Below are 1,995 nucleotides of genomic sequence, written 5' to 3'. Positions count from 1 at the left end.
TCCGCGTCGACGGCTCCTGCGAGCTCATGGCCGGGCTTGGTGCACAAGTACACCGACGAGACCACCTTGAGCTGCGGGAACGCGCGGCGGACCACCTGGCCGTAGATCAGCGACTGGACCCTGCGGGGAAGGACGAGCCCGTCGGCGCCGAGCTGCGCCCCCCAGCCTTCCTTGCCGAAGGCGTCGTACTCCGCCGCGAACCCGCGCGCTCCCTTGTGCTTGTAGTCGATGACCGCGGCCTGGCCGTGCGCGTCCACGTCGATGCGGTCCACGGTGCCCGTGAGCTGAACGCCCGCGTACTCGACGTAGGCCCCGCGCTTGCCGAAGCCCCACTCGAAGAAGCGCGGCTCGAACCCGGAGAGGATCCCCGCCTCGTAGCCGAGCAGGCTCGTGAGGTCGCGCCGGAGCACCGCGACGCTGCCCTCCTCGGCGGCCGTGTGCGCGACGAGGGCCTGGGGCTTGGGCCTCTTTCCCTTAGTGAGCTGGAACTGGTGCGCGAGGTGCCCGTCGAACTCACGCGACATCAAGTCGCGGGCGGCCCCAAGCGTGTCCAGGTCAACGCGGGACCCCGCCAGGCGGGCCGAGGGGGCCTCCTGCGCGAGCGCGACGAGGCGCTCGGCGCAGGCGACGTAGGCCTCGGACTGCATCCCGTCCTCCTCCTCGCGCTCGAGGCGAGCGAGCTCGCCGTCCCCGTCCGCCGCGGCGCGCGCGGAGGCGAGCAGGTTGCGGTGGGTAACCTCGAGCACGCGGTGGGCGAAGGTGCCGGTCTCGGCCCCGGTGAAGCCGGCGTCGGAGTCTCGCAGCCTGAGCCTGCGCAGGCTGAACCACTTGTAGGGGCACTCGAGGTAGGTCTCGATCTGTGAGGCCGAGAGGAGCGGCGAGGCGTCCTCGGAGCCCTCCTGCGGGGGCGTGACGCAGGAGGCGAGGCCGGGATCGATCTTCCCGGCGGGCGCGGGCGGGCAGGAGGCGGCCTTCGCGGGCGCCTCCCCCGTCGCCGCGGCGTTGGAGCAGACGTCCGTCTCGCCGCGCGACGCCACGCTGCCCGGGCCCAGGGCGGCTTGGACATCGGAGGCCGAGGCGTCCGCGGAAAGCCCGTAGCACGCCAGGGCCTCGCCCATAGCGACGCTCGGGAAGCACTCCTTGGAATCGGCCGAGAACAGGCAGCGCTCGAGGACCACCGTGCGCCGCGCGGCGCGGACGGCGCGGTCGAGCGATCTGCGCGCCCGCGCCATCGCCGAGCGCTCGGGCAGCGCCCCGTAGGCGCGCAGGATCGCGGCGAGCGCGTCGTCAGTGCCCGAGACGAGCGACTCCACCGAGGTCTGGCCGCAGACGATCACGGCGTCGAAGGACAGCGGGGCCGCGTCGAGCGCGGAGGGGACGCAGATGAGCGCCTCGGCCCGGGCGCCCTCGACCTCGCGCGACGCCCTCAGCGGCACGGAGCGACGGCGCTGCTCCGCGGAGGCGGTGTCGAGCAGCTTCGATAGCTCGGAGGGGCTCGCCGAGGCAGCGTCGGACGAGATCCCGCACTCCTTGAGCGCGGCGCCGACCGAGAGCGCCTGGGAGAGCACCGCGGTCGCCTCGGCGCGGAAGGCCTCGGGGACGGGCGCGCCCTCCTCGGTCCCCTCGCCCCGGCCGAGCAGCGCCTGGAGCAGCTTCGAGGCGCACGACCCCACGCGCCCGCGGAGAAGCTCGCGCACGGCGGCGGCGCACGGCGCGCTCGTCGCGCGCTCGTTCTGGAGCTGGTCGAGGACGGCCTGGGGGGTGAGAAGCCTGTTCGCCCTCCAGCGCGCGTCGAGCGCGCGGGCGCGGGAGGCGTCGACGCCCGAGATCCGCGACGCCAGGAAGTCGGAGAGCCCGCGGGGCGGCCACCACGACATGTCCCGCAGCTCGACGCGAAGGTCCTTGTTCTTGAGGCGGACGGGCGCGGGCCAGCCCTCCAGCAGACCGACGAGGCACGAGACCCCGTCGATGAGCTCCAGGAAGGCTCGTCCGGCC

Annotated in this window: 1 protein-coding gene; it reads right to left on the bottom strand. The window is 74.0% G+C overall.

Annotated elements, in window-relative coordinates:
• Window positions 1-1,995: PD-(D/E)XK nuclease family protein (locus tag ACT84W_RS09835; RefSeq protein ID WP_444329080.1), on the bottom strand; the 1,995-nt coding region annotated here is incomplete at both ends.

The sequence above is a fragment of the Paratractidigestivibacter sp. genome, assembly GCF_052362415.1.
GTDB lineage: Bacteria > Actinomycetota > Coriobacteriia > Coriobacteriales > Atopobiaceae > Paratractidigestivibacter.
The sequence above is the reverse complement of the archived record's forward strand: the minus strand, read 5'-3'. Positions and strand labels throughout refer to the sequence as shown.